Genomic DNA, 2689 nt, shown 5'->3' with positions numbered 1-2689 from the left:
ATACTGAATCCCGTATTTTGCATTTACACAAAATATTTTATAGTGCCCTGATAAATTTAAACCGATTATAAAAGTTGCACATCCCTTGTGTCGGGTATGTGCAACTTTCTTATAGACTTTAGTTTTTGTATCAGAATTGATAGCCTACGCTGAGCTGATAACCATAGTTGCGTAGGTTACATTGTTTCTGTACTTTCTTTATGGATTCGTAGTATTGGAGTGAAACGGTGTATCTGCCTGCTATTACTGCTTTCATGCCTCCCACCGCACCATAATTCCAACGGCGGAAAGCGTCTATGGTAGCTTCATATTCATACGGGATGTCTGCTTCTGTCGGCACGATGTATGAATACCCGTCCATAGGTTTCCAATGATTGGTTTCTCCTGTATAATAAGGGTTCTTTACGTCGCATTTACCTGCATTGAAGTTGATGGAGCCGTAGACACCGATGTAGGGTATCAGGCTGAGGCTTTTGTTGATACGGATGTTGTAGCCTATTTTTATGGGGATGTTCAAGTGGTTCATCTTTATTTCCGTATCGGGGAAGTAAGGCACGCTGGCATTGAACAGCTCCATACTGCTTCGGGTTTGCATCCAGGTAAGTCCCGACATCAACATCCAATGGTGCTTGAACTCATAGTCCACGGTTCCGCCCAGTTGGAAACCGCCTCCCATGCTTCCCACTTGTTCGGCTTTCGATTTATCGTTTTTGTAGTGAGACCAGTTGCCGCCAGCTTCAACGCCGAATTTGACTTGTTGGGCAGAGGCTTGGGGCAACAGATATGCTGTAAGAATGAAGAATATTATAATCTTTTTCATTTTTATGGCATTGTTAATGTGAAACTACCTCCGTATGCTTTATTGTTATCAAGTCTTGGTAATTTGTGGTCACCGAAATTCCCATATTTTTTTCCTTCATAGTTTACATATACATATTTGTATAGAACTGAGTCTGCTGTATTGACCATCATGTCTGTCCAAACACGTAAATTCCCTGAAAGAATTCTATTTCCCGGTTGTAACCCACCCGTAGCAAATTTATAATCTCCACCGTTATCATGGAATGCATGATATTGCACAAAATTGAGTCGGTAAGGTTCTCCAATGGCATTAGGGAGAGTATAATACATTGGAGATGCACTTAATTGAAAGAATATATCTCTGTGTGTATCTCTTCTCCAACCATACCATAACTTCTTTTGGCAACCCACATGGACAAATATGCCACTTGATGCTTCAAGAGTGACGGAACCAGTTGTCTTTTTCCCATCCTTTGTTTCTTTGAAAGTAAATTGGTTTGTTGCACCGGCTCTCGTATCAGCAGCAAATACTGCTTTCTCAGAACTACTCATGTCATTGTTTAGTGAAATTTCTTTGACTTCATTGCCTATCACTACTTTTTTGTTTTCATTGATAAGGTAGGTAGAGAGGTTGTCGCCATCGGGAACGTACAGTGTCAAGTCTTCTACATCATATTTGTTCGTAATCAGTTTTTCACTGTACTTTTCTACGTATTGGGCATATCTCTTTCTGAAGTCGGCTTCGCTGGTTGCTACTGCGCCTATTTCATCTAATTCCATGTCTGCTTCGTTGGCAAGTTTCTGCAGAGAGATAAAGTTGTCTACGTATTCCAATCTTTCTTTAGCAGTCATGTGGCTGATTTCTGTTATAGTCGATTGGTAATCGGACTCGGAAATGAATTGTAGTGCAAGTTCTCCTTCTACAGAACTTCTGGTTGTAGTTCCATTGATTGGAATAATTTCCCCTTGGTTGGTGATTTGCACAATTTGAAGGTTTTTAGATTGGGGTACGGAAGGCTCGATTTGTGTGTTGATTTCTTCCTCTTGGCATGAAATATTAGCCAATAGGATGGTTGCAAGAAATAAAATTTTCTTCATGATTAATTGTTTAAAATGTAAATAATATGTTGGTTAATCCTCTTCCTCTAATGTGATTTCTCCCGTGATGTCTACAGCAGGGGAGGTTATTTCTATTGTATAAGGATAATCTTCAGGTGTATAGATATACAATGTTTTACCTTCGTAAATGGAGGTTTGTTGTTCGTTGATTACGATGTTCCCATTTTTATCTGCTACGGTGATGTCGGATTCATGCAATGGAAACTGAAATAGTATTTGCAGACAGTTATCGTTATTGCTTACATCTATAGTATAGTCTATAGGGATGCGTGGAAGCACATTTTTGCGTGTTTCATGCTTCCTCAAAAGGACTGGGCGTTTTCTTGGCTTATTAACTGCTCCACTTATCGGTACAATAAAGAGTACCACTAAAAGAATCATAAATAACTTTGCTTTCATTATTCGTTGTTTTATCGATTTATGGCGGCAAAGTTAGAGGGAAAAACTAAAATGTAAGCATGAAATCAATCACACTTGTTTTTTGTAAGGTGTTGATTTGCAGATGTATTGTGTTTAGAATAATCACACTTACTTATTCTTTAGCTACATCCGTTCCTTTTTCATGCGGTATTTTCGTTGGGCAAGGGCATGTGTGTCGATATTGCCAAAACAAAGGGATATTGTTTGAGAAGAGAACCCAATTTCATCTAAGCAGAGAAATAATAAGTCTTCATCTGTCAATTTGGGATATTGGGCTTTTATGCCAGCTATGTAATCAATATAAGGCACTATAAAATATTTTGTGTAAATGCAAAATACGGGATTCAGT

At 38.8% G+C, this 2689-nt stretch carries 3 protein-coding genes and 1 pseudogene; all 4 read right to left on the bottom strand.

The features are described from left to right. Positions 1 to 130: 130 nt before the first annotated feature. Entirely contained in the window at positions 131 to 820 is a 690-nt protein-coding gene (locus DW896_RS21250) for a porin family protein (RefSeq protein WP_117966755.1), read from the bottom strand. Between the two features lie 2 nt (positions 821 to 822). Continuing rightward, positions 823 to 1899: a DUF4848 domain-containing protein gene (locus DW896_RS21245; RefSeq protein WP_119993790.1), complete on the bottom strand. Its 1077-nt coding sequence runs from the start codon at positions 1897 to 1899 to the stop codon at positions 823 to 825. Between the two features lie 33 nt (positions 1900 to 1932). After that, positions 1933 to 2319, bottom strand: a complete 387-nt coding sequence (locus DW896_RS21240; RefSeq protein WP_119993787.1) for a DUF3244 domain-containing protein — start codon at positions 2317 to 2319, stop codon at positions 1933 to 1935. A 144-nt stretch (positions 2320 to 2463) separates the two neighbouring features. Beyond that, positions 2464 to 2689: pseudogene (locus tag DW896_RS21620) on the bottom strand (hypothetical protein); the annotation flags it as partial.

The sequence above is a fragment of the Bacteroides sp. AM41-16 genome (genome assembly GCF_003603495.1).
Taxonomy (GTDB): domain Bacteria; phylum Bacteroidota; class Bacteroidia; order Bacteroidales; family Bacteroidaceae; genus Bacteroides; species Bacteroides uniformis.
The sequence above is the reverse complement of the archived record's forward strand: the minus strand, read 5'-3'. Positions and strand labels throughout refer to the sequence as shown.